Annotated in this window: 18 protein-coding genes and 3 pseudogenes; 4 read left to right on the forward strand and 17 right to left on the reverse strand. The window is 49.4% G+C overall.

Going from position 1 to position 26,596, the window contains the following annotated elements; genetic code table 11:
* The first annotated feature begins 322 nt into the window (after window positions 1-322).
* On the forward strand, window positions 323-925 hold the full coding sequence (locus tag DWX76_RS07035) for a YcxB family protein (protein ID WP_182427276.1): 603 nt from the start codon (window positions 323-325) through the stop codon (window positions 923-925).
* A gap of 213 nt (window positions 926-1,138) precedes the next feature.
* On the opposite strand, the pseudogene DWX76_RS07040 reads toward DWX76_RS07035, so the two are convergent.
* The 10 genes and pseudogenes from DWX76_RS07040 to DWX76_RS07080 form a co-directional block, all read right to left on the reverse strand.
* A pseudogene (locus DWX76_RS07040) lies at window positions 1,139-2,544 on the reverse strand (FAD-linked oxidase C-terminal domain-containing protein).
* A gap of 28 nt (window positions 2,545-2,572) precedes the next feature.
* A complete protein-coding gene (locus tag DWX76_RS07045) occupies window positions 2,573-3,760 on the reverse strand; it encodes an electron transfer flavoprotein subunit alpha (RefSeq protein WP_118570380.1) in 1,188 nt (395 codons plus the stop codon).
* A gap of 11 nt (window positions 3,761-3,771) precedes the next feature.
* Window positions 3,772-4,560 (reverse strand): annotated as a pseudogene (locus tag DWX76_RS07050) (electron transfer flavoprotein subunit beta/FixA family protein).
* 203 nt (window positions 4,561-4,763) lie between these two features.
* Window positions 4,764-5,468: a FadR/GntR family transcriptional regulator gene (locus tag DWX76_RS07055; protein WP_118468026.1), complete on the reverse strand. Its 705-nt coding sequence runs from the start codon at window positions 5,466-5,468 to the stop codon at window positions 4,764-4,766.
* Window positions 5,469-5,542: 74 nt separating this feature from the next.
* The gene (locus DWX76_RS07060; protein WP_118570381.1) at window positions 5,543-6,820 is read right to left on the reverse strand and encodes a Wadjet anti-phage system protein JetD domain-containing protein; all 1,278 of its coding nucleotides are present in this window, start codon (window positions 6,818-6,820) and stop codon (window positions 5,543-5,545) included.
* A 16-nt stretch (window positions 6,821-6,836) separates the two neighbouring features.
* A complete protein-coding gene (locus tag DWX76_RS07065; protein WP_118570382.1) occupies window positions 6,837-10,097 on the reverse strand; it encodes an ATP-binding protein in 3,261 nt (1,086 codons plus the stop codon).
* Window positions 10,072-10,275 (reverse strand): hypothetical protein, encoded by a 204-nt coding sequence (locus DWX76_RS13815; RefSeq protein WP_147353840.1) that lies wholly within the window; start codon window positions 10,273-10,275, stop codon window positions 10,072-10,074. Before DWX76_RS13815 ends, DWX76_RS07065 begins: the two co-directional genes overlap by 26 nt.
* 29 nt (window positions 10,276-10,304) lie before the next feature.
* On the reverse strand, window positions 10,305-10,757 hold the full coding sequence (locus DWX76_RS07070; RefSeq protein ID WP_118570383.1) for a DUF4194 domain-containing protein: 453 nt from the start codon (window positions 10,755-10,757) through the stop codon (window positions 10,305-10,307).
* 3 nt (window positions 10,758-10,760) lie between these two features.
* A complete protein-coding gene (locus DWX76_RS07075) occupies window positions 10,761-12,176 on the reverse strand; it encodes a Wadjet anti-phage system protein JetA family protein (RefSeq protein ID WP_107000148.1) in 1,416 nt (471 codons plus the stop codon).
* Window positions 12,177-12,268: 92 nt separating this feature from the next.
* A complete protein-coding gene (locus tag DWX76_RS07080; protein WP_022359822.1) occupies window positions 12,269-13,171 on the reverse strand; it encodes a LysR family transcriptional regulator in 903 nt (300 codons plus the stop codon).
* Between the two features lie 134 nt (window positions 13,172-13,305).
* Here DWX76_RS07080 and brnQ point away from each other — a divergent pair, with 134 nt between their 5' ends.
* Window positions 13,306-14,691 carry a branched-chain amino acid transport system II carrier protein gene (gene brnQ, locus DWX76_RS07085; protein WP_118570384.1) on the forward strand — a complete coding sequence of 462 codons (1,386 nt, stop codon included), beginning with the start codon at window positions 13,306-13,308 and terminating at the stop codon, window positions 14,689-14,691.
* 28 nt (window positions 14,692-14,719) lie between these two features.
* On the forward strand, window positions 14,720-15,736 hold the full coding sequence (locus tag DWX76_RS07090; RefSeq protein ID WP_118570385.1) for an ABC transporter substrate-binding protein: 1,017 nt from the start codon (window positions 14,720-14,722) through the stop codon (window positions 15,734-15,736).
* 191 nt (window positions 15,737-15,927) lie between these two features.
* Here the strand turns inward: DWX76_RS07090 and DWX76_RS07095 are convergent, their stop codons facing one another.
* Entirely contained in the window at window positions 15,928-17,361 is a 1,434-nt protein-coding gene (locus DWX76_RS07095; protein ID WP_412694010.1) for a D-alanyl-D-alanine carboxypeptidase family protein, read from the reverse strand.
* A gap of 256 nt (window positions 17,362-17,617) precedes the next feature.
* Between DWX76_RS07095 and DWX76_RS07100 the strand changes: the two genes are divergently transcribed.
* A complete protein-coding gene (locus DWX76_RS07100; RefSeq protein ID WP_118570386.1) occupies window positions 17,618-19,078 on the forward strand; it encodes a polysaccharide deacetylase family protein in 1,461 nt (486 codons plus the stop codon).
* 201 nt (window positions 19,079-19,279) lie between these two features.
* On the opposite strand, the gene DWX76_RS07105 is transcribed toward DWX76_RS07100, so the two are convergent.
* From DWX76_RS07105 to DWX76_RS07135, 6 genes and pseudogenes are all read right to left on the reverse strand, one after another.
* Window positions 19,280-20,215 (reverse strand): GTP-binding protein, encoded by a 936-nt coding sequence (locus DWX76_RS07105; RefSeq protein ID WP_022359817.1) that lies wholly within the window; start codon window positions 20,213-20,215, stop codon window positions 19,280-19,282.
* Window positions 20,216-20,233: 18 nt separating this feature from the next.
* Window positions 20,234-21,463 (reverse strand): CobW family GTP-binding protein, encoded by a 1,230-nt coding sequence (locus tag DWX76_RS07110; RefSeq protein WP_118491949.1) that lies wholly within the window; start codon window positions 21,461-21,463, stop codon window positions 20,234-20,236.
* 244 nt (window positions 21,464-21,707) lie between these two features.
* Window positions 21,708-23,042 (reverse strand): MATE family efflux transporter, encoded by a 1,335-nt coding sequence (locus tag DWX76_RS07115; protein WP_118570387.1) that lies wholly within the window; start codon window positions 23,040-23,042, stop codon window positions 21,708-21,710.
* A gap of 418 nt (window positions 23,043-23,460) precedes the next feature.
* Window positions 23,461-24,288 carry a metal ABC transporter permease gene (locus tag DWX76_RS07125; RefSeq protein WP_107000157.1) on the reverse strand — a complete coding sequence of 276 codons (828 nt, stop codon included), beginning with the start codon at window positions 24,286-24,288 and terminating at the stop codon, window positions 23,461-23,463.
* A 147-nt stretch (window positions 24,289-24,435) separates the two neighbouring features.
* Window positions 24,436-25,137, reverse strand: a pseudogene (locus DWX76_RS07130) (metal ABC transporter ATP-binding protein); the annotation flags it as partial.
* 89 nt (window positions 25,138-25,226) lie between these two features.
* Window positions 25,227-26,438: a metal ABC transporter substrate-binding protein gene (locus DWX76_RS07135; protein ID WP_182429749.1), complete on the reverse strand. Its 1,212-nt coding sequence runs from the start codon at window positions 26,436-26,438 to the stop codon at window positions 25,227-25,229.
* Window positions 26,439-26,596 lie beyond the last annotated feature (158 nt).

Here is a 26,596-nt window from a genome sequence, read left to right on the forward strand (position 1 = left end):
CTTTTCCAGCTGTTTCTAACCATGGCGCATCTCTTCGTCTCTGCTTTTGGTCCTTTATTCATCTTTTACCTAATTTTAACACTTATTTTACGATTAGGCAAGCTATTTTGTCGAAATTATATAATTTTTTCTCGATTTTAGTCGATTTTTGTGTGATATTTTTGTAACAATCTTGTTTATTTTTTATCAACATTACAGATTTAACAGATCCAGTTGCGGAAACAGGGAAGAAACAGTATACTACTTCTTAAGATATTTTCTATGCTTCTATATACTGTTTTTATATAGGTGATGATTGATTTTTTATATGAAAGGGCTTACCATGATTTACTATAAGATAGAAATGCACCACAACGAAAAAACCTTCGAATCCCTGTCCCGGATGCAGTACGATCTCTTCTGCGCTTCCAACCGGATCACGCGGACAATTTTAAGCATCCTGTTCATCGCCGGAGGTATCATCAATCTAAGCGAGTGGTGGGGCATCCTCTTAGCCGCCTACGGCTGCTATCTGACGACCAGCACCTACAGCTCCGCCAACCACACCGCCCACAAGCTCGCCGAACAGATCAAAAAAAGCGGCATGCCGTTCCCGGCGTCCCGCTATGAATTCCGTGAAAATCATCTGGAAGTCTATTCTCTTCCGAAAAACACCCGCGAAAGCACACTGGCTTACAATGAATTTGAAAAGCTGGGTGAGGACCGCGATTATTTCTATCTGTTCCGCGATTCCTACGGCGGGTATATGGTGCCGAAAAAGGGGATTGACGCAAGCGCGGGGTCCCGTTCAAATTCGGATGAGAGCCAGAATTTGAAAGCAATTGGCGCGTTTCGGGAATTTTTGGAAAATAAGAGTGGGAAACGGATTTACAGGAAGACGATTCCGCTGGTTCGGGTGATGCAGGCGTTGAAGAAGAAAAGATAGGTCGATAGATATAAACTATAAAATAGTTCAACAACTATAAAAAGCCACGATTTGAACTCTTTGATTCAGATCGTGGCTTTCTCAAAAACCTGCTGTTCTATTCTGTTTTTCTGCCAAAAATCTTCTGCAGTTCCTAGAATCAGCCTTACCGCGTGGTGCTCAAACGTTTTTGCAACACTTGTGGCTAAAAAATATCAATGCAGTTATTTTCTTCTATCTCTGCGCCACCTTATGCGGATTCAGGATATTCTTCGGATCAAACACTTTCTTGATTCCGTTCATCAGATCCAGGTTCTTCTCCGGCAGGGATTCTCTTAAATACGGCTTTTTCGCATATCCGATGCCGTGCTCGCCGGACACCTGACCTCGAGTTCATGGGCTTTCTGATAGATCTTCTCCATTGCAGCAGACATCCGTTTTTCCCACTCTTCATCACTCAAATCGTCTTTCAGGATGTACGCGTGCAGATTTCCGTCGCCCGCATGACCGAAGCTCTTGATACGGATATCAATCTCATTGTGGAGATCGTGCAGATACGTTACCATCTCATTGACGCGACTTCTCGGAACAACCATATCGACCTCATCCATGTAAGTCGTGGATCCCTTGATTGCCTCCAGGAAAGCGCCTCTGGCTTTCCAGATGGATTCCTCACGCTCCTGGGTATCGGAAATCAGCACGTCCAGTGCGCCCTGTTCCAGGCAGAGTTTGGCCACCTTGTCATACGCTTCTTCGATTTCCTGGGTGGAATTACCATCAAATTTCAAAAGCAGATACGCATCCGACTGTTTATCCGGGAACGCTTTTCCTAAATACTCCTCGGCGTCTTCAATCACTTCCCGCTGCATGAACTCGATCGCGGTCGGGATCGTCTTAGATTTGATGATAACCGGGACGGTGTCGATCGCCTGTTTCAGTGTTGGGAACGGGATCAGAAGGCTGATAACACGCTTCGGAAGCGGCAGAAGCTTTAAGATCGCCTTGGTAATAAAGCCAAGAGTTCCCTCGGAACCAATAATCAGATCTTTCAAGTCATAGCCTGAACTATTCTTTACGACTTTGCCTCCAAACTGAGTGATCGTGCCATCCGGCAGAACCACTTCCAGCCCCATGACATAGTCTCTCGTCACACCGTATTTGACCGCACGCATACCGCCCGCATTCGTGCTGATGTTGCCGCCGATGGTCGCTGATTTCTCACCCGGATCCGGCGGGTAGAAGAAATCGTGATCTTCTACATAGGCGGACAATTCCATCAAAAGGACGCCCGGTTCCACCGTGACCGTCAGGTTTTCCTCGTCCAATTCGAGAATCTGGTTCATCAGGGTGGTATCGATCATGATGCCATGTTCCATCGGAACCGAAGAACCAACCAGACCCGTTCCGGCGCCCCTCGGTGTCACCGGAATCGTATTTTCGTATGCATATTTCATGATCGCCGCGATCTCTTCGGCTGATTTTGCCTTTACCACCACATCCGGATAACTGCTGGTGCCGCTCAGCTCATCGTGGCTGTACTCTTCATTGATATTTTCACCTACGAGGACACGCTCGTCATCCTGAATTGTGTTTTTTATATATAAAATATCATCTTTATCTATTTTCTTGTAATTTCCCATGATATCCTGCTCTCCTTCCTGTGAATCTTTATCTTCCCATCTCAATCTTCTCAATCAGTCTCGGGAGAATCTCATAGAGATCACCAGTCAGGCAGTAATGTGCCGTCTTGAAAATCGGCGCTTTCGGATCTTTATTGATCGCGACGATCGTCTCCGCGTGATTCATGCCGGCAGTAAACTGGACCGCACCGGACACGCCGCAGGTGATGATGAGTTTTGGGCGGACCGTACGGCCACTCAGACCGATCTGGCACTTGGCATCCAGCCATCCGGCTTCCACCATTGGACGGGTGCAGGCAAGCTGACCTCCCAGCAGATCTGCCAGTTTTTCCAGCATTTTCAAATCTTCCGGCTTCTTCACGCCTCGTCCGGCTACCACCAGGACATCAGCATTTTCGATAAAGGTTTCCTTCGGCTTTTCTACGATATCCAGAACCCTCACGTGGGAAAGCAGTTTTTCCTTCTCAATTGTACAGACCACAATCTCACCGCTCTCTTTCTCGGCACGCTCCGGTGCGTTCATGATCTTATAGCGCACGGTCGCCATCTGCGGACGGTGGTTCGGGGTCTTGATGTGCGCCATGATATTGCCGCCAAAAGCCGGTCGGATCTGGGATAAATCAGTATTTTCATCCATTTCCAGGATCGTACAATCCGCGGTCAGACCTGTCTTCATACGGGCAGCCACACGCGGCGCCAGCTGTCTGCCGACCGTGGTCGCACCGACGAGAATAGACGATGGTTTTACTGTCTGGATGAAGTTTTCAAAAACAACCGTGTACGGCTCGATCTGGAAACGTGCCAGTTCCGGTGCATCATAGACGAATACTTTATCTACATTATAATGAAGCAGTTCGTGTGCAGCCGCTTCGATTCCATTTCCCATAAACAGGGCGTAAACCGGATGTCCCGTTACCTTGGAAAGTTCTCTCGCTTTTCCAAGAAGTTCCAATGTAACCGGATGCACCTTTCCATCCACGTGATCTACGTAAACGGCAATGCCCTTCCATGCACTCTTATCGACGCTTGGTTTTACCGCGTCTTCTACATATTCAACCGCGCCCTTCGGACCTTTTCTCACGCAGAGACGGCACATTTTACAGGCGGCGCTGATCGTCACCTTTCCGTCTTTTTCTTCCATCGCCCCGAACGGACAGAGCTTGATAAGTTCCTGATTATCCGGGATTTTGTCCTGATGTATGATTAACTCAGCCATGCTTCCACCTCCTACACGAATTTCATATCCACGATCTTCTGATACAGCCGGTCTGCCAGCTCTTCGCCGCTTCCGTCCCACATTTCCTTTTTGTCATTGACAGCTGGTGGAAAAATGCGCTGAACCTGCGTCGGGGAACCATTGAGTCCATAGTGCATCGCGTCTTTATCGTCCATATCCGCCAGGGAAAGAATCCGGATTTCACGGTCTTTCGTGTTCATTTTCCGGACATACTAAGGAAGTCTTGGCTGAAAAATGTCCTTGTCAACGGCTAAGAGACACGGAAACTGCACTTTCGCCACCTCGACCTCTTCCGGCAGATCCATGCTGACGGTGATGCCGTCCTCATCAATCTGATTGATCTTGACAACATCTGCCACACTCGGGATATTCAGCCACTCGGAGATCTCCGGACCAACCTGCGCGGTGTCGCCGTCCGTTGTCTGTTTGCCGCAGAGGATCAGGTCAAAATCGCCGCAGCTCTTGATGCCCTGCGCAAGTGTATAGCTGGTCGCCAGTACATCCGCACCGCCAAATTTGCGATCCGATAAAAGCGTTCCGCCGTCCGCGCCCATCGCAAATGCCTCGCGGATCACCTGCTGCGCCTGCGGCGGTCCCATGGAAATGACGTGAACACTTCCGCCCACTTCTTCCCGGATCCGGAACGCCGTCTCCAGCGCGTACAGATCGTATGGGTTCATCTTCGAAGCCGCGCCGTCTCGTTTCAGCACGCCGGTAACCGGATCGACTTCTACTTTATTGCTTTCCGGTACCTGTTTGATACAGACAAGAATCTTCATTCTGTTTCCTCCTTCATATGGATGCTTTGTAAAAATCTTTAAATGATGGATGCTCTTCAGGTCCTCACAAATTTTAAAGAATTTTTAATCCGCATATTGGTTCTACCAATTTATTGAAAAGAAAAAGAATTTTGGTAGAACCAATTTTCTTTATTCGTTAGTATAGTGGGCTGCGTTCTGGTTGTCAACGATTGTTTATCTTTTCACATAGAATGTGTTTTTTCATTTTTTTCCAAAATTTCATCTATCATCCGGAAATGCCGGTCCAGTGCATCCTTCCCCGCTGCATTATCTTTGTTCCGCAGCGCTTCCGCAATCTGCCGGTGACAGAGATTCAGTGCTTCTTTCGCCTCTTTTGTCCGCAGAATTTCCGCGCGCATATTCCGGATGAAGGTATCGATCACGCCGGAACACGCCTCTAAAATATTGAGCAGCAGCACATTTCCCGACGCCTGTGCCAGTGTAAAATGGATCTGTTTATCAATCCGGGCGTTTTCCTGCTCGTCCATGCTACGGTCAAGACGTTTTACCAGTTCTTCCAGCGCGTCCATCTGGCTCTCCGACGCATGTTCAACCGCCAGGGAAAACGCCTGCTGTTCCAGCGCATAGCGGATCTGGCTGATCTGCTGATAATTAATCTGGGACATCGCAAACATCATCCCCATCGTCTCCGCAATGCTTTTCTGAAATTCACAAGTGATGTAATTCCCCGAGCCCTGCTGGGAGGAAATCACTCCCGTCATATCCATGATCCGCAGCGCTTCCCGGACGGAATTGCGGCTGACTTCCAGCATCTGCGCAATCTCCCGCTCCGGAGGAAGCTTCTCCCCCGGACGCAGCTCGCCCGCCATGATGCGATTCTTGAAATATTCGATGACGCCTTTGTAGGCTTTTTCCTGTTTTTCCATAGACGCTGCATTCCTTTCACTTTGTCTTTATCATATCATATATAAAAATCCAGATTGGACCGAAAAGATTCTTTTTACAGAAAACTCTCCAATCTCGTCTCCTGCCAGCTTATAATCTCCTGCTCCAATTTACAGTTGTGCTCCAACATATACCGCAATATTCCCGCATAGCTGCTGCCCTGTTTTATCATCGCTTCCGCCTTCGCCCGATCGGGTGCTTCCAATGGCTTCGCATATGTCTGAAACCGCTGCAATTCCTGCACACCCATCGCGCACAGCTGAAACGGCAGTCCCGTCTTTCGGATCAGATGCCCCGCGATCGCCAGACCATCTGGATCGAGATCGCCAAAATGATGCCAGGAAAGTCCCGGATTTTCTCTGGCGATCCGCTGCAATAGCGCCTGTTTCGTGCGGGTATGGTAGCCGCTCAGAAACAGATAAAATATATGTTCCCGCTCCAGCCGGTGAAACGAGGTCAGATTTTCCACCGTCATCAGCGCCGCATCCCGGATCTGGATGCTTTTTGCCTTCTGGAATGTCTCAAACGGGATCGACATCGGCAGATCGTGATAAATCCGAAGTTCACGTCCGTCTTCAAGGCAGATCCGCGCATCCCCTTTCAGATAGATATACGCCGGATTGGAATAAATGTAAAATTCCTCCAGAAGCGCCGTCTGCCGCTCCCGTTCTTCTTCCAGCTCCGCAAGCGGTTCATCATACCGCCCCGTGTGCTCCAAAATTCCACACACCTTTTTCCGGTATATCTTTTCCCACTGTTTACTGTCATGCAGAACTGCCTCTGACATTTCCCGCTCCAGCGTAGTTCTCTGCTTTTCCTGATTTTCTTTTAAAAATTGCACCAGATTCCAGATAGCTTCTGCCTCGGTTATCTCTTTTTCTACCTTCTTTTCATCCAGCTTTCTCGCACGGCTGTTTTTCAGTGTCTGAAGCTTTTCTTTTCCATATGCCTCCAATAAATCGCATTGGCAGAAGCGATGATAAACCTCTTCCAGCCGTTTTTTTAGAATATTCTTTTCTGTCCGGTTCAGGCAGGCATAGTAATCTTCCCAGCGTTCCGGGACAGCACAGATCTGACGGAGAATACCCGTATTCGGAGGAACTACATGAATAAGTCCCTCCGATTCCATCTGACGGATCAGTCGTTCAAATTCTTTTTCCTGGAAAAGCTGTTCCGGCGGGAGAAAATCTTTGTTGTAGCCCTTGAAAATATCGGATGGTTTGACCAAAAACACTTGTTTTACCTTGTTTTCACCGACGTAGGTGACGCTTTTTTCATATTGATCCAGCAATTTACTTAAAAGCTGTTCTTTCCACTCTTTCCGATCCGCCATTTTTTCTCCTCGTTTCCTATGCCTGCTTCACCAATCCTTCTACCGCATTCGTATACCGTCCTGTCACGATCAGGCTGACGGTTGAATCGATGAACTGACCGATACTGTTGATCTTCTCCGGCGGGGCTGCATAGAATACCTGGAAGTGATTTTCTTCGAAATAACGGACCATCTGCTCGATCCGCTCTCTCGACAATGCCGAGAACGCCTCGTCAATGAATGCCAGACGGGCGCAGCAGGTGTTTGCCGGGTAGCACTGCAAAAGACTCGCCGCCAGAATGATGAAATACGGGGTCTGCTTCTCGCCGTTGCTGGCGGAACCCTGTTTTTTTGATAACTCTGCCGTGATCTCGGTCTGTCCCTGACGGCTGCTGATCTCCATATCGTAAGAGAAATATCTCCTGTAATCCGTGTATTCCCACTCATCTTCTTCCGCCAGAATGATACTCATAAACTCCTGAATATCATTCTCCATCTCCTCGTCGTCGCGCGCCGAATTCATATAGACCTGCGGGGAACTCATATATTTTTCCAGACGCCTGCAGATGCGGAAGAAGAGAGCGCGGTCTGGCTTTTCTTTCATCACAAACTTGTAGGTATCGTTGCCAAACGGCATATGGCGCAGTTCGCGGTTGATCGCGTCCATCTCACGTTTTGCCTCGCGGACATTCTCGTCAATCTCCGCCACGAAATCGTTCATAAACGCGCTCTCCAGCCGTCCTGCCTGCTCCTGCAGCTTCTGCTGGGCTTCCTCCACCTTGACGTGCGCCAGGTTCCGGTATTCTTCCCGGTACCACGGGATGTAACCGATGCCGCGCTTTCCGACATCGATTCCCGCCAGGCGGCAATACGCCAGCTGTGCGTCCTCCAGCTGGCGCTCCCGCTCTGCCAGCATATTTTTGCTCTTGTCGATGGAAAGCTGTGTCGTCACGCGGATCGTGCCGCGCTTCTCGCTTTCGCGGTTATATTCCTCCAGCATCGCCTCTTTGAGTTCCATGTTGACAAGGCATTTTTCCTCATATGCCTTCTGGCATAAATAGATCTCCGTGCTGATACGGCCCAGTGTTCCTTCGCAGCCCTTTAAATCATTCTTACAGCCGCCGAGCTCACTCTGGTTCTGGTTCACACTCTCATTTGCCTCGCGTGCCAGCCGTCCCGCCGTCTCCAGTTCTTTCAGGACTGCGGTAAAGTCCGGATTTGCCTCGATCTCCTCGCGGTCCTTTACCAGGTTGTCCCTGCGCCTTCCGCAGTCCTTCAGCCCATATGCCGCGCCGAAATCGTAGTGTCCGCCGTCCCAGTCGATCTCCTTGATCGCATCACGGTATTTGATAACCTGTGAAAGTGCCTCTTTATCGGCCCGCTGAACCACCTGTAATTCTTCCAGTTCTTTTCTGGACTGTTCCAGCTGGCAGCGGATCGCGTCTGCGCCGAGACACAGCTCGGTCCGTCTCATATCCATCATCGCAACCGCATAGCTCTTCGCCAGCATGCCATCCCGCATGAGTCCGCCCTTCGGGTATTCATGCAGCTCTTCCAGATTTTCACAGAGATGAATGCCGTTTAACAGATAATTGGCGTAACGTCTCGCATAGACGTTCGGGATCCGCAGAATCTCCGCCGCGGAACCTTCCACCGCCTCTGTTTCCGGAAGCTTATCCGTGATCACGACATTTCCATCATAGATCCGCTCTTTCTGTAAAATCTGCATCGCCTTATGGCAGTGCGCGCCGTCCACGATGATATAGAAACGCTTTCTTCCCAGAAATGTCTCAACCGCCTTTCTCCACTCTGGAGCGGTCACCTCCTGGACCAATTCGGCAAAAATGTGGACCTCGGTCTGGATACCCTGTTTTTCCAACCCTCTCTGAATCTTATTTCGGGCATTTTCCACCTCCGCCGGGAACACAAGGATATTCGATTCCAGACGGCGGATCTTCTCCTGCAGCGCCCCTATCTCTTTTTCGCGCTCTTTACACTGATCCTGCAGGTGGATCTTATTTTCCTCATAGATGCCGTCCTGACGGTGCACCTTCTCGCGGAATGCGTCAAACGCCTCCCGCTTCTTCGCCGTCTCCCCATCCGCCTGTTCCAGTGTCTCCAGATAGGTGTTTTCCGAGGATAAGGACGGAAGATCTGCTTCCAGAAGCTTGATAAGCGCGCTTATCTTCTTCTTCAATTTCAAAATCTGCGCCAGCTTGTCCTCCCAGTTCTTTTTCTCACGATCCGCTTCCTCGATCTGGCGTTTCAGGGAATCCAGGCTTTCCTGCATTCCCTTGACCATATCGTTATTTTCTGCAATTCGCAGGCGTTCCTGTGCGGCTTCCTGCTGTCTTGCGAGCTCTCCCGCCCGCTCGGTCAGGCGCCCGTACTGGTCTTTTAAAGCCTGATAACGGTTTTTCGTCTGCTTTTCTTCCTCTTCCTTCTCCCGGAGCGCCTGGTACGAAAGCATCAGCTCCCGGATGCGGAGTACCCGCTTTTTCTTCTCGTATTCGTCACTCTGGCGAAGCACCTCTTCGAGCTGGATTTTGCCCTGTCTGAGACTCTCATAGAGTTCCCGCAGGCGCTCAAACTGGCGCTTCTGCTCGCGTAGTTCCTCCAACGACTGGACTTTTCCCGGTTCCAGGACACAGTCCTGAATAAACTGGTCGATATTATTTTCCGGGTTAAATGCCATCATTTTCAGAAGCTTTGTCCGGTATTTGGCTGCGTCCACGCGGAGTCCCAGCGCCCGGAGTACCGCCTCCGTGCCGCGGTCCCGTCCCATAAAAGAGGAAAGCTTCATCGCCTCGCCATTCACTGTCAGCTCATTTTTCGGCGTGATGCGGAGTGCATTTCCCTCAATCCGTGTAAAATCGATATCGTCAATCGCCGCCCCTGGACAGATAAACCAGCTGCTGACCGGCTTGCCAGACTCACTTGGAGACTCAATGCATACTCCGACCGTGAGCGGCACTCCCAGCGTCGGATCGGAAAATTCCATCGCAATATAGCTGACAACGCTGCCATTTCTCAAATAACGCGCCTCGCCATTACTGCGCGTGTCGCCGCGCACATAGCCAAGCACCGTCCGGTCTCGGTCCTTCGCCGCCTTGTTAAACTGCGTGTTGCCCGTCAGGAGATAGGTCATCGCATCAAGCACCGTCGATTTTCCGCTTCCGTTGACACCGGTCACCAGGGTCGAACCTTCCAGCTCGATACAGACATTCTGGAAACGCGACCACTGGACCATCAAAAGTTTTTTCGCCGATTTCCTATTCATGATCGTCTGATTCTTCATCGCCGTCTTCCTCCTCTTTTGTCAGCTCCGTTTCCCATTCGTCCTCACGGCTCCACTTTTCCTGCATCCGCCGGTTGACATTTTCCACAAATTTGCCAAACTCCTGTGGTTCCAGCACAAACTGCATCGACGGATAAAGACAGATCCGGCAGTCCTCCTCGCCGAGCTTTCCAATCACCTGCAGAAGCTGATATTTGGTAAACAGCGTCAGAATCGATGCAAAACTGCTCTTGTCAATCTGATCCCGAATGCCGTATTTTCCATCTCATAGCGCAGATCGGTCACCGAAATCTCAATATTTTTCGAAAGATTTCCAGAACGCACCCGGTCCGCATAGAGAGTCCAGAGGCAGCATAAAACCACACTCTCCATCTTTTTGAGTGTCACATGGTTGATCTGCAGTTTTCCATTCTCGCCGAGATCCCGGCAGTTCTGCAGCATAATCACGCCATTTTCCCGGTCAATTACAATATCGTATCCGATATATCCCAGGTACGCTGAAAATGGTTCCGAACGCTTGGAGACAAAATAGTACGCTTTTTTGCTGTCCTCGTCACGGTCGCGCACGATAAAGGTCTGCTTCAGAAGACGCCTGACACTTTTCTGGAACATGTCCTTCTCAGAGGATGTATATTCATTCCATATTTCTTCAAATCCCATGTTTTATTTCTCCTTCCGGCGTTCGATTTTAAAGCGCCGCAGAAGCATCTGCTGCGTTTCCAGATAACCATCCTCCGCCTGTATCTCATACCCATTTTCCGAACCATAGGCAACCGCCGAGAGCGCGCTTAAAAGATCCCGCTTGCTCTTCATCGGAACCTCCTCGCTGGATATCTCCGTCCGATCTCCTAAAAGCGCCTCCAGATAATTCTTCATCTTATCCTTCGAATACGGGTTCTCTGCCTCCCTCTCCTGTGCCTCCCTCGCACGATCGATGTCCTCCTGTGTCATTTCTTCCAGCTTTGCATAGGTTGCCTCGCGGATCATCTGCTCCCGTCGCGGATAGCGGATCGAGTCGGTATCGATAAACTCATTATTTTCCAGCAAAAACAACCCGTTCATCGACTCTGGCAGTTCTTCCTTCCAACCGAGTGTGTTCATCTCCGCCGCAATCACGCGGATCGTCTGCTCGACATGCCCGCGCACATCGCTGTCCCGGTTTTGAAGAAATCTCGCGCGTCCAATCGCAATCTGTAAATAGATATTAATTTTATGCTTGATATCCCGCATGATCTGGTCGTAATCGACTGAGAAAAACTGCAGAATCGTCTGGATCATATCCAGCACCTTATTCTCCGCCTCAATGTGTTCCAGTTCTTCTTCCTTCGCGCATCCCGCCACCAGGCCCTCAAACAGCTCCTGCCGGTTCTGCATCGCTTCCAGCTTTGACCGGATAAAGGAACGGTACATATGAATATTCTGCTGTTTCGTCAGACGCGCGTACTCGCGGATAAAATCGCCCTCACAGTATTCGAGGACGTTCTCGGTCAGACTTTCCAGGCTTTCCTCGCGCACCATCCGCTCGATGATTTTTTTGATAAAGGTCGCCAGGCGCTTGAGCGCACCGGAGAGCTGTTTCGCGTTGCGGTAGACCGAGCGCAGCGCATTGACATAGATATCCGGTTCCCACTGGTCGGGATTCTGCAAAATATTATAAATATTGAAAATATAACTTGAAAATTCTTCCCACTCCGGCTTCATCATCTTCTGGAGAAATTCTGCCAGAAAGACGCCCTGCTCCGTCATCATGATATGCTTCTCATACGTCGCATCGTCCGTGTCCTCCTCCAGCCATCCGACCTCTTTCGAGCAGAATTTGCGGATCACAGAATTGGCAAGCTGGTTGTAATTCCGGTCGGTTGTCATCTCATCGTCCAAATAATCAATGTGATTTTCCAGAAGATAGATGGCAAGCGCATCCCGGATGCGGCTGCGGGCAATGCGGTAGGTGATCTCCCGATCATACTCATGATAAATGAGCAGAAGACAGTCCGAATAAATGCGGTTGCTGCTGCCGCTTGCCAGGCAGTTGAAAAAGCCGATTGGGAGAGCGTCAAAAAGGTTTTTATTTATACTCACGGTGTATTCCTTCCATATATTTATCTGTATTTAATTATATACTCTATACTGGGAAAATGGCAAGGCTTGGACTGTTTGGTCTGTGATTCCGGTTATTTCAAAGAGACGTTTCCGCCTTTGTTTAACGTGCTCACAAACTGCATCACACATTCTCTCAGCTTTGCAATGCTCCCATTCTCCTCCGTCCCCGGCTTCATACCCATTCCTATTTCCCGGATGCAGGTCGGGGAAACCGGAACGCAGTAGACATCTTCCGTATTTCCGCGGATCATCAGTTCAGACATCATTGAAATGCCCAGTCCTTTTCCCACCATGCGGATCACCGTCTCGTCATCCACATAGACGGACTGCTCCTTTGCCCTGACTCCCTCTTTTGCAAATGCGGCGTGTACATCGATGTCAAACCGCCCGTAAGGCATCAGGAAATCTTTTCCTTCAAATTCACGCAGCGGAAATTCTTTGCGCCCATTTAAGGGATACTGCTTTGGCAGAATCGCATACAAAAGTTCATGATACAGCGGAATCCACTCGCATTTCGGTTCTTTCTGTCTGCTCGCAAAAATGACATCCGTCTTTCCGCTCTGTAATAATTCAAATGGTTCCAGCGCATGATCGACCATGCGGAGATCAACGTCCACCTTCGGGCAGAGGCGGCGGAACCGGTATAAAATCTCCGGCATCCAGTACATCGCGATGCTCGCATATGCCGCCACACGGATCGACTCCTCCTGCTGTTCCCGCACCGCCTGAATTTTATTTTCCAGAGTGGCATTTGCCTGCAAAAACTGGCGGATATCCGGCAACAGGTTTTCTCCCGCCTCCGTCAGCGCGATGCCGCTGTAACTGCGGCGGATCAACGGAAATCCAATCTCCCGCTCCAGGCTGTCCACCAGATGGGTCAGCCCCGACTGCGTGTAGCCAACTACCTCGGATGCTTTCGAAAAACTTCCAAGATCTACCGCCGTCATCAATATTTCCAGTTTTTTGGCATCCATGCCGCACCTCCTTTTAGAATATTACATTTTGTCATATTTCTATTATAAACTAGATTTTCACAAACCACAAGGAAGGCTTTATAATGATGATTACAAAAAAGTTTTCAATTCTCATGTAAAAGGAGTGAATATCTATGACGCAGACCTGTCTTTCCCATAAGCAACGGCTTTTAGTTGCCGGAACATTATTCGGTATGTTCTTCGGCGCCGGAAATCTGATTTTTCCGGTACATCTCGGTCAGCTTGCCGGACGCCAGTTTCTCCCGGCAGCGATTGGATTTATTCTGACTGCCGTCGGCATTCCGATCCTGGGTGTTGCCGCGATCGGAAGCACGCATTCGGAGGGACTTCAGGATCTGTCCCGCCGCGTCGGACACAGATATAGCTATTTCTTTACCTGTCTGCTCTACCTGACAATCGGACCGTTTTTCGCTATTCCGCGGTGCGCTACGACCTCCTTTACCGCCGGAGTCAGACCCCTTTTAGGAACACAGCTTTCCGAACAGACTATGCTGTTTTTGTTTTCGCTGATCTTCTTTGCGCTGGTGTTTGTATTTTCCATTCGTCCTGGCAGCATCACGCTCTGGATCGGAAAAATCATCAATCCGCTGTTTCTTCTGTTTCTAGGCGTTCTGATTGTGACTGCCCTGCTTCATCCGAGCATCGAGGTTTCAGCGGCAGTTCCCGATGCCTCTTATCAGAATGGAGCTTTCTTTTCCGCGCTCTCCCAGGGCTATGAAACCATGGATGCGATTGCCGGACTCGCATTCGGGATCGTGGTCATTTCGGTTATCCGCCAGATGGGCGTGCGGGAAGATTCAACCATTGCAAAAGAGGTTCTGCATTCCGGTATGCTGGCTGGGCTTCTGATGGCATTTATCTATCTGCTTACCATCCTGATTGGAGTACAGTCACTGGGACAATTCGAACTTTCAGAAAACGGCGGCATCGCCCTCTCCCAGATTGCAGACTACTACCTTGGACGGATGGGCACCTGGATTCTCGCCATCGCGATCACGTTCGCCTGCCTCAAGACCTCCATCGGGCTTGTAACGAGCTGTGCGGAAACCTTTGTGAAACTGTTTCCCCATGCCCTTTCCTACCGTGCATGGGCGGTCGTTTTTACCCTGTTTTCACTCATTGTGTCAAATATAGGACTGTCCGCTATCATCACTTACTCGGTTCCTGTTTTGATGCTGATTTATCCGCCAGCCATCACGCTGATTCTCCTCGCGCTGGTTGGAAATGCATTCCAGCATAACAAAAAAGTCTATGTCTGCGTTACCATTTGTTCCTGGGCAGCTTCCATCTTTGACTTTTTAGCAGCTCTGCCAGACGAAATGCAGTCTGCCCTACATCTGGAACCCGTCATCGCATTTGCCAGACATACGCTTCCGCTGTTTGATTTGAACCTCGGATGGATTCTGCCGTCGCTTGTCGGGCTTTGTATTGGACTTCTCTGGAGACAGAAAGAAAAATCATCAGACCGCTCACACCTTCCTGTATTCCCCATATCTTAATAGTATGAACGAACCGCAGGAGGCAACCATGAAACGAACTAAATTTGCAGCTGCCCTGGCTGTGCTCACTCTGCTTACCACCCTGACCGGGTGTGGACAGGCGAAGGAGGCGGACGGGGCGCTTGAACCGGTCACACTCAATGAGGTAGCCCACTCGATTTTTTATGCGCCACAGTACGCCGCGATCGAGCTGGGCTATTTTAAGGATGAAGGCATCGCTCTGACACTCGTAAACGGTGCCGGTGCCGACAAGGTTATGACCTCGCTCATCTCCGGGGATGCCGATATCGGATTCATGGGCTCAGAGGCAAGTATCTATGTCTACCAGGAAGGTTCCGCCGATTATGCTGTCAATTTTGCCCAGCTGACCCAGCGTGCCGGAAACTTCCTCGTTGGACGCAGCGCCGAACCAGACTTTTCCTGGCAGGATCTGAAAGGCAAAAAGGTGCTTGGCGGGCGTGCGGGTGGAATGCCGGAAATGGTCTTTGAGTATATTTTAAAGAAAAATGGCATCGATCCAAAAAACGACCTGACCATCGATCAGAGTATCAATTTCGGGCTGACAGCGGCGGCATTTACGAGTAATGATGCGGATTACACGATCGAGTTCGAGCCCTTCGCCACCACCCTTGAAACCGAAGGAAATGGCACCGTTGTCGCCTCGCTCGGCGTCGATTCCGGTTATGTCCCCTACACCGCCTACTGTGCAAAGCAGAGCTATCTAAATAGGCATCCGGAAATTATCCAGTCGTTCACGAATGCCATCCAAAAGGGCTTAGCTTACGTCAACTCCCACAGTGCGGACGAAATCGCCGAGACAATCCAACCTCAGTTTCCGGAAACAGACCGCGCGGCAATCGCCCGCATTGTTGAACGCTACAAAGCGCAGGACACCTGGAAAAATGATACCATTTTCCACAAGGACAGCTTTGAGCTTCTGGAAAACATTCTGGAAGAAGCAGGTGAACTCAAGGAACGGATTCCTTATGAAAAACTGGTAACGACCACGTATTCTGAAAAAGCGGCTGGATTGCAGAATGAATAACCAGCAAAAAAGAATGTGCCTTGGCACATTCTCGCGCCGAGCGCGGTCGCTTGCGACAACCTACATCTTCGCGCGAGTGCGCATCATTGGCACGTTAGTGCCTTTTTGTGTAATAGGAAATTCCAAGGAATTCCTATTACACAAAAAAGAGCTGTCATGTATCACTATTCAAACATGACAGCTCTTTATTTCTATGCCGCAAACACTCCCATTACCTTCTTAAAATAGTCCCATAGTCCCGCTTTCTCCACCGTTTCTGCCGCTTCTATCTCCACACTTCCCAATTCCCGTCCATCCAGCCGGTAGACCAGATGTCCGATCACATCACCTTCCCGAACCGGTGCTTTGCAGGATTCTTCCATCATCCACTCTTTTTCGATTCCATCCAGATTCTCTCCTCCCATCGAAAGGTAAGAAAAGGTTCCCCGCAGACGCCCTGCAACCTGTTCCTGGATGCCGCCTGCCACCGTCGTTTCCGGCACAGCTCCCGGATTTTCATCTTTGTAAAGATGACAATTTGCAAACCCATAATTTAATAATGTGACCGCATCCGCAAACCGCGCCTTATAATCCGGTGCTGCCAGAATGACGGCAATCAGATCAACGCCATCTTTCCGCCCGGTTGCGGACAGACAATATTTTGCCAGCGATGTAGAACCTGTTTTCAGTCCCGTCACCTCAAAATTTGTCACCATTTTCAGCAGCTTATTCGTATTGGAAAGTCCAAATTCCTTCTCTCCCTGCTTGGTCCGGTGCGTTATATTTTCCATCCAGATCGTTGAATACTGAAAAATTTCCGGATACTTCGTGATCAATTCCCGCGACATGAGGGCAATATCACGCGCCGACATCGCGTGCGTCGTAGACGCCGTCAGACCGCAGCAATCCTCAAACTTTGCTGTCTCCATTCCAAGCCCTTTCGCCCGCTCGTTCATCATCGCAACAAATGTCTCCTCACTGCCGCCGATATACTCTGCCATTGCCACACTGGCATCATTTCCCGATGCAATGACGATGCACTTGATCAGCGTTTCGACCGTCTGTACCTCCCCTTCTTCCAAAAACACCTGGGATCCCCCCATGGATTTCGCATGCGCGCTGGTCGTGACCTCATCTTGCAAATGAATTTTTCCCGAATGTAACGCATCAAAAATCAGAAGCAGCGTCATAATCTTCGTCACGCTGGCTGGATTTCGCGCCTCGTCCGCATTTTTTTCGTACAAAATAGTTCCGGTGGAGGCCTCCATAAGGATCGCCTCCGGTGCCTGGACGGGAAGCTCAGCGGCATTTTCTGCTGCCTGCGCTGTCTCTGCGGTTACTGAAACAGGAATCCACAGTTCCTCCGCGTAAGATGTGAGCATACCATTTCCCCCAAATTTATCAATTCCAAGCTGTATGCCTGACACACATTCTCCCATCGTAAGCACAACCACTACACCAATCGCTGCCAGCCCTCTCCAAGCATTTTTGTTTAAATACACTCTTCTCCTGTCTCTGCCCCCTTCGTCCCAACACATACATTCTTTTTCCCGAAACAGCTTCTTTTCCACAAACCAACACCATTTTTCCACACGCTTCCATTTCAAATACCACGCCTCTCCCTGCATGATACATTTTTCATTCATATCTTCCTCCGTCTGCACATACTCTCTTCTCAAGATATGGCATATCCGCCCGTCCCTATGCCAAAGAGAATTGTAAGAAACTGTCATAGACCACCTTTCCTTTTTATGGTATACTATAAGAACACAGACAGGCTTATAAAAACGTTTTCCGCTCTCTTTCTTGCTGTGTCGAGTCGGTGGCAAACTTTCTCGGCCTGTTATTACTATCTGACGCAAAAAACGACAGATAAATATGAATAAACAAAAGGTGAAAACTATGATGAGAAGAAATTCCTCCCTTGGAAGCGTTGGATTTTCTGCACGTGGCGGACGTTCCAGGCGACGGCACGGCGGTTCCTCCAAACTTCCGTATTTAATTTTAATCGGCATTCTGATTGTACTGCTTGGAATTGCCGCGTTCCTCTGGGTGCGCCGCTCTCCGGCAGAACATGTATCTTCGGTTCCAGCGGCAACCGAAACGGATTCTGAAAATGGAGTAATTTCCCTTGATAATGCATCTGCACCTGCTGATGACAGCCTCGAGGGTGTCATCGCTCAGGCAAAGCTTCTGGCAGACGGTTATGACTATGACGGGGCAATCAATCTCCTGTCCAGCAGTACATACGCATCTGACGAGTCCGTGACGGCAGCGATCGACGAATACAACGCCACCAAAGAAACACTGGTGCGCGCTGATCCGCGCAAGGTAACGCATGTATTCTTCCATACACTGATTATGGATACTTCGAAAGCATTTGACGGCGACAGCCGCGAAAAGGGTTATAATCAGGTCATGACGACCAAGGATGAATTTATGAAGATTCTCCAGTCGATGTATGAGCGCGGTTTCGTTCTGGTACGTCTGCACGATGTAGCATATGAGGTGACCGCAGAGGACGGTTCCAGGCATTTCCAGGAGGGCGATATCATGCTTCCGGAAGGTAAGAAGCCGTTCGTCATGTCACAGGATGATGTCTGCTACTACGAATACATGGATGGCGATGGCTTTGCCTCCCGTATGATTATCGGCGAGGATGGCAAGCCAACGAACGAGATGAAGATGGACGACGGTTCTGTTTCCGTCGGTTCCTATGATCTGGTGCCGTTACTGGATGATTTCATCAAAGAGCACCCGGATTTCTCCTACCGCGGCGCAAAAGCGTGCATTGCTTTTACCGGTTACAATGGCATCCTGGGCTACCGCACCGATTCCGCCTACAATACTGACGAGTACAAAGCGGAACACCCGGATTTCAACTTTGAGGAAGAACGCGCCAACGCAGCAAAAGTCGTCCAGTGCCTGCGCGACGACGGTTTTGAAATTGCCTCCCACAGCTGGGGACACCGCAACATGGGTACGATCCCAATGGATAAATTCCGTGAAGATACCGATAAATGGGCAAATGAAGTCGAAACGCTGACCGGTCCGTGTGATATCATCCTCTTCCCGTTTGGAAGCGATATTGGGGACTGGCATCCGTATGATACAAGCAGCGAGCGCTTCCAGTACCTGTACAACAAGGGATTCCGTTACTTCTGTAACGTAGATTCCTCCCAGTATTTCGTCCAGATCGGCGACGATTATATGCGACAGGGGCGTCGGAACCTCGACGGCTACCGGATGTATTACGACCTTCCGGAAAGTGGAGTCGGCGGCGATCATTTGAGTGACCTGTTTGATGTCAATGAGGTATTTGACCGGTCAAGACCTACTCCGGTGCCGAAGATGACGGAGTAAGATAAAGCTGTAATCCAATTTTAAATAAAAGAAAGAGAAATCGAGCATTTGTTCGATTTCTCTTTCTTTTTTAAAAACCCCGGAGTCTTCCACACTCCGGGGTTTTCACTGTTCCACTTGGAACTCTTACATCATTTTTTACCTACAGACATTATAACACAAAACGCCGTTTCTTTTTAACACAGCTTTCCGTTGCAAATCTTAGAACTGCACAATCTCCTCAATCGGCTCTGCCTTTTCCACGTAATCTGCATAAAGCATCGGACCTTCGCCCTCATACTCCGGCATATACTCATATTCTACGCGGGCACGTACTTTGACCCAGTCTTTCGTCTCAAGCAGACGGGCATTTTTTGCCTTGCACATGAAACCTAAGAACGTCATATCTGCCTCGCAGCAGGTCATCGCCATACGTCCAGGAACAAAGTTGTTCTTCGGGAAATCCGGGGTTTTCAGTACCATGCCGGTAAATTCAACGGTCTTTCCACGGTAACGGTCCGGTTTATCCATCGCATCAATATACCAGATACCATATGCCTCCGGCGGAATCTCGATCACTTCGGCATTGACATCAAATGGAAGATCCGCTTCGGTCACTTCCTCAATTTCGCCCTCTGCGTCCTCAAACACGATCTGAACCTGCGGGTTCATGCCCTTTAAAGTACGGCGGTATACATCCAAATCCTCGATCTCGTCGCAACGGTTCATGATAATCATTTCCGTGTTGCGGACCATGGCACCAATCAATGGTTTCATGTTCTGCAGGTATAAATCAAATGTGGAACCATCGATGATCGTAATCTGCTGATACAGATCCCAATCGTTCGGAAGTTTCAGGGCATCCAGATTCCACATACCGTTCCACTCCATCAGAACTCGCTCCGGATTGTAAAGGAGCTCCAGATCCTGTAGGTATTCCGGCGTCAGCTTTTCCGCTTCCTCTATATAGACAACCGCTGTATGAGTCTGCTTTAAAAGCTCCTCATCATACTCTTCCTCGCCCTCTTCGCAGACAATCAGAAGTGTTTTTCCTTCGGTCTGGAAATAATCCTGCTGCATTGTAAATTTAATAAACTGGGTTTTTCCAGCTTCCAGAAAACCATTGATGAGAAACAACGGCATCTTATCTTCATTCATAGTTCATTCTCCTTGTATTTACGCGTTGAACGCTGCCTTCAGACCCTCTTCGTCCAGCTCGGCACCGATCACGCACACCTTTCCGGTAAAATCCGGTGCTCCCTCACGGATCTCAGCCTGCTCCGGAACCATATCAAAATGCAGCCATACGCCCTTTTCTTCACTCGGAACCATGCCTTTCGCACGCAGAACCTCGCCGTATTTATCACCATAAGCCAGATCATCCAGAATCTTCTGCAGATCTTCTTTCTTCATCACGCCGACATTCTCCAAGCCCCAGCTTGTAAATACATCATCTGCATGATGGTGTCCTTCGTGATCGTGGTGGTGGTCATGGCAGCCACAGCCACACTCGTCATCATGGTCGTGATGATGATGCTCATGGTCATGATCATGACAGCCACAGTCATCATCATGGTCATGATGATGGTGCTCATGATCGTGATCATGACAGCCACAATCGCAGTCATCGTCATGATGATGATGCTCGTGATCATGATCATGGCAGCCACAGTCGCAGTCATCGTCATGGTGGTGATGCTCATGATCGTGGTCATGGCAGCCGCAATCGCAGTCATCGTCATGATCATGATGGTGATGATGCTCATGCATATGCTCTCTTGCCTCTTTCATCAGCTCCTCTGCCATATCATCTTCCTGCTCGATCATCTCAAGAAGCTGTGCGCCGGTCAGCTCGCTGCATGGAGTAGTCACGATGGTTGCCTTTGCATTGTGCTGGCGAAGCATCTCAACCGCGCCCTGTACCTTCTTCGGATCCGCTACATCGGTACGGCTTAACACGATCGTGCCTGCATTTTCGATCTGGTTGTTGAAAAACTCACCGAAGTTCTTCATATACATACGGCATTTGTTGACATCTACCACGGTAACCGCACTGTTTAACATAACCTCAATCTCAGAAGCTACATTTTTTACTGCATTCATAACATCAGACAGCTTGCCGACGCCTGACGGCTCGATGATAACACGATCCGGCTGATATTTCGTCAGAACTTCCTCGAGGGAACGTCCAAAATCGCCGACCAGAGAGCAGCAGATACAGCCGGAGTTCATCTCACGGATCTCGATGCCAGCGTCTTTTAAAAAACCGCCGTCAATGCCGATCTGTCCAAATTCATTTTCAATCAGAACGACTTTCTCGCCTGAAATTGCTTCTTTTAAAAGCTGTTTAATAAACGTAGTCTTTCCTGCACCCAGGAAACCGGAAATAATATCAATCTTTGTCATTTTACTTACCTTCTTTTCTGTACAAATGTGTACTGACTGTAAATCATTGTCCGCCCGGTACCTGGCATCCCGGCAATGCATAACTTTACATCGCCCGAATCTGCCGAAGTTCCGATCAGCCACTTATTATTTTACACAAATACCTAGTAAAGTCAAGCATCGGCAAAATCCCGTTACTGGGCACGTGTGAACAGTAACGTTTTTAGCCTCACATATATGCAGCCTTTTTGAGACCAAAAACGCCCTATAAAGACGCAGTAATCGTCCGCTTCCAGCTCGCCCCAGCATACACTGCCGTGATAAGCTCTGCCAGCCAGAACGCGTGCCAGACACCGGTAGGACCGATGATCCGGCTGAGCACAAATGCGATCGGAATGATAATCACGGCATAGCGCATCAGGGAAATTTTCAGAGATTTAAGTCCCATTCCAAGTCCCTCAAACGCGCCGGAAGCAATGACGGAAACCGTTGACATGACAAAGCCCGGGCTGATGATCCGGAGCGCCGTTCTGCCGATCTCCACCGTCGAAGGCGTCTGCGTAAACAGCCCCATCAGGAAATCCGGCACCAGCTCGCCAAGCAGGGTTCCCGCTGTCATGATAATGCCAACAATCATAAGAGCCGCGCGGAAGATCTTTTTCACCCTCTCCTGCTCGCCTGCACCGTAATTGTAACCGATCAGCGGGCGCATTCCCTGCACCACGCCGCTGGCTCCCTGATAAAGCAGTGCCTGCAGCTTGTAGTAAACACCCAGCACCAGAATATATACCTGCGAAAATGGTGCCAGAATCGCATTGAGCGCCGTCAGAAGCAGGGATGTCAGCGCCATATTGAGTGTTGCCGCGATTCCGACTGAATACATACCGCCGCAGATCTCCTTCGACGGACGCATTTCCCGCAGCGAAATCTCCACATTTAACGGTTTCACATGGTTTAAAATCAAATAAAACAGCAGCGACGCCGTCTGCCCGATTCCTGTCGCCCACGCCGCACCGCAGATTCCCAGTTCCGGCATGGGGCCTAATCCAAAGATAAAGATCGGGTCCAGCACGATATTGACGCCGCATCCAATCAAGACGGCTGCCATCGATATTTTCATCTTTCCAACCGACTGGTAGACCTTTTCATATGCCATTCCCATCGTGTCGATCGTTGAAAACAGAAACACATTGCAAAAATACGTCAGTCCGTAGGAAATCGTTACCTCATCGCTCGTAAACATCCGCAGGAAATACGGAATCACCGCCATTCCTAAAATCGTTAAAATCATTCCATGTAAGGCACTTAAAAATACTCCCTGCGATGCTGTCTGGTTCGCCATCCGTGTTTTTCCTTCGCCAAGGCGTCTCGCCACCATCGCATTGATACCAACGCCAAACCCAACCCCGGCTGCGTGCGCAAGGTTCTGGATCGGATAGACAAGCGAAACCGCCGTCATCGCGTCCTCACTGATCATTGCCACGAAAATGCTGTCCACGATATTGTAGAGTGCCCCGGCGATCATCGATATGATGACCGGGATTCCCATCGAAAGCAGCAGCGGGACAACTGGTTTTTCTTTCATGTAGGTCTGATCCATTTTTCCATCTCCGTTCCCTTTTTTATTTTTCACTTTTCATGAGCGTTTCTGACACATTCTTCGCAGAAAAAACACCTGGGTTTCTTCTGCAAAGCATTTCTTATCAAATAAAAAAGAGACTACGGACTTTACTGTTTATCTCAGAAACAGTACAAACCCTATAGTCTCTTTAACGCTTAGACAAGCTATTCGATTTTCGTTTTCTATCGCCGACCAGCAACTCTGCAAGCTTTTGCTGGCGATCTGCCCATTCCGGCAACCGGATATTATTATAACCGCAAGCCATTTTATTTGTCAACCACTCCCCGGCAAATTCCTGCTGCCACCACGTTTTCTTACGGCACTTTCGGTTCCAAAAGTGCCTACCCGTGAACAGAAACATGAGCATACAGAATGTGTATGTTCTACAAAAAACATCCTATTTGCGGGCAGTAGCAGCTATCCCTCTCTGTATCAGCGAAAAGAGCAGAAACGCCGCCAGATCCACCACAACAACGCTCGCGCCCGCCGGTGTTGAGTACGTGTAGGACATCACCATTCCTCCAAAGAAACAGATCAGCGACAGAATCCCCGATGCGACGACCACGCCCCGGAAGCTCTTGAACACCCGCATGGAGGTCAGAGCCGGGAAAATAATCAGACTGGAGATCAGCATCGCGCCCATCATCCGCATTCCAATCACGATCGTGATCGCGGTCAGAACCGCTATCAGCACGTTATAGAGCGACACATTGACGCCGGTCGCCTTGGCAAAGCTCTCATCAAAGGTAACCGCAAATACTTTGTTATAGCAAAAAAGATATAATCCAAGCACCACCATGGAAAGCACCGCCGCAAACTGGACATCTTCCCGGCTCATCGCGAGAATACTTCCAAACATATAGCTGCTGACATCGGTCGTCATACCGGTTGTCAGGGAAGTTACGATAATACCGATTGCAAGCGCACTGGCCGAGATCATCGCAATCGCAGCGTCACTCTTTACTTTTCCATGTTCCGTGATCCGCAGCAGGAAAAATGCCGCCAGCACGACCACCGGAATCGAAACCTTTAAAGGCGACCAGCCTGCCGCCAGTGCGATCGAAAGGGATCCGAACGAAACATGGGATAAACCGTCTCCAATCATTGAGTAGCGTTTGAGCACCAGGCTGACACCCAGCAGAGAGGCGCAGAGAGAGACTAAAAGACCGCCGATCAGCGCCCGCACCATAAACGGGTATGATAACATTTCAGATATAATTCCCATCTTCTACACCTCCTTCTCCGCATTCCTGTCTTTCAAATGCTGTTTCGTTTCAGAATCAGTTTCCGAATCCATTTCCGGCTTCTGCATCTTCCTGATTCCATCCTTCTGCATCGGCACTCCGCATCTGTGCCCCAGAGTTGCCAGCTCTTCCCGTCCCAGGAAAGAATGAGCAATCTCACTCTTCACATATTCTTTCATCGTACCCCAGAACAGCGGCTTCTGCCGCATCTGCAAAATTTTTCCTCCCTGATGCACAATATTTGCCATATCATGGGAAACCATCAGGATTGCAACCTTTTCTTCCTGATTCAGTTTCTGGATCAGCTGGTAAAAGTCCAGAATCGCCGACGGATCGAGTCCCGTGATTGGCTCATCGAGAATCAACAGCTTATCCGTCGCACAGAGCGCCCGCGCGATCAGAACACGCTGTTTCTGACCGCCGGAAAGCTCTCTGAAACAGCTTTTTTCCAGATCGCGGATTCCCAGACGATCCAGATTTGCCCGCGCCTCTTTCTTTTCTTTCATCGAATAAAACGGGCGGCTACCGCGTTTTCCCAGGCACCCGGAGATAACCACCTCAAACACAGTCGCTGGAAAGTCCTTCTGCGCGTCGGTCTGCTGCGGCAGGTAACCAATACCGGCTTTTTTTAATTCTTCTGAATATTCAATCCTGCCCGAAGTCGGTTTTAAAAGTCCCAGAATGCCCTTCATCAGGGTACTTTTTCCCGAACCATTTTCCCCGACAATGCAGATGTAATCGCCCTCATTTACCTCCAGGTTCACATCCAGCACCGCATCCTGGTTTTCATAACCAAAACCTACATGCTCACATTTTAAGAGTAATCCCATCTATAATTCCTTTCACTACTGCTCTACTCTTCTATTGTCATAAACATTCACCATGGCTAAAGACTTTTTCCCATAATCATCTATTCTTTTTATGACAATCCCTTTTTCAAGTTCTTTACGTTCTGCTCCATCAATTCCAGATAGGTAACGCCCGAATCAAACTGGTGTCTCGTCACATTGTGGCAGGAGTGGAACAACAGTGGTTCCGCGCCCGTCTCTTCCCCGATGATCTCCGCCACGCGCGGGCTGGAAAGCTCCAGGTAATAGACGGCTGGTATCTGTTCCTCCCGCACCTTATCGATCAGGTAGGCGATGGTCTTGGCACTCGGCTCCGTATCCGTACTGCATCCTGAAAATGCCGCCCTGTATTCCAGCCCATACTCATCGAAAAAGTACCGGAGTGGAAATTTATCACCGAAAACGACGAGACGGCGCTTGGCATGGGAGACAACTTCTCTGAATTCTGCATCCAATTCCGTCAATTTATCCTGATAGGACGCGCAGTTTTCCGCATAGGAAGCCGCGTGCGCCGGATCTTCCTGTGCCAGCACCTCCGCCAGCACGCCGGCCAGCTTTTTCGCATTGACCGGGGATGTCCAGATGTGCTCGTCATATTCAATCTCGACGCCGTGACCATCGTCCTCATCCAGATACTCTTGAGCGTGATCTTCATCATGAACCGCCACATCTTCCATATCATGCTCATCCTCGCTGTGAATATGCTCTTCTATGTCGTGTTCTTCTTCACTGTAAACATGGTCCTCTGGCTCATGTTCTTCTTCACTGTGAGCATGATCTTCCGACTCATGATCGTGATTACCCGCATGAACTGTTCCATCCGCATGAACATGCGTATGTCCATGATCGTGCGCCTCTCCCTCTTCCATGCCCTCGACGATCTCCTCCTGCACTACATCCACGCAGTCCATCATCGTCACGACGCGCTTCGGTCCGGTACCTTCCCCGAAGGAATCAAGCACCTGCGAAAGCCACTGTTCCATCGTACCGCCGTTGCAGACTAACAGATCTGCATTCTGGATCGTGATCATGTCCGCCGGCGTCGGCTCGAACGAATGGCTGTCCATGCCCGCCGGAACAACCATCGTCAGCCGGATCGAATCCCCGGCAATCTGCCGGAGAAAATCGTAATACGGAAATAGCGTCGTCACAACGTTTAAGCGCGTATCACCAGACGCATCTGCCCCTTTTAACGGATTCGACGATGAATCAGACGATGCAGTTCCCCGCCGTGGCGTACACGCTGTAAGAACACAGGAAAAGGCAATCAAAAAAGCAAGCATCCATGATATCCATTTACATTTAAATCCATTCTTGTGTTTTACCATATTTCTTTTTTACCCTTAACTTCTTCTATTTCAGTAAATGTTTTTCAATAAACATTTCGAATTACTCTTTCAAATATCATTTTCTTTCACAACTGTTTCTCTTTTCACAGCTA

Source organism: Clostridium sp. AF21-20LB, from assembly GCF_003478795.1.
GTDB lineage: Bacteria > Bacillota > Clostridia > Lachnospirales > Lachnospiraceae > Otoolea > Otoolea fessa.